This is a genomic window from Serratia montpellierensis (genome assembly GCF_020858655.1).
GTDB classification, from domain to species: domain Bacteria; phylum Pseudomonadota; class Gammaproteobacteria; order Enterobacterales; family Enterobacteriaceae; genus Serratia; species Serratia montpellierensis.
On record NZ_VOSN01000020.1, the window covers coordinates 1 to 236 of the forward strand.

At 61.0% G+C, this 236-nt stretch carries 1 protein-coding gene; it reads right to left on the bottom strand.

The features are described from left to right. A partial coding sequence (locus FUU19_RS20680) for a phosphoenolpyruvate carboxykinase (ATP) (RefSeq protein WP_230490564.1) occupies positions 1-236 on the bottom strand: 236 nt, incomplete at both ends.

Genomic DNA, 236 nt, shown 5'->3' on the forward strand with positions numbered 1-236 from the left:
TCGCCGCCGTACCAGGTGCCGCCGATCAGCTGCATGCGTTCCGTCAGGTTGAAGGCGACGAAGTTCTCCGAATGCAGCCCTTGCTGCTGCCAGTCCGGGTTGGTGCATTTGGCGCCGTTCATTACCACGAAGTCCGGCTCGAAGTCCGCCAGTTCGGCGTCGCTCGGGCGAATAAACATGTTTTTCACGAAGTGCGCCTGCCAGGCCACCTCGGTGATGAAGCGCACTTTCAGGCG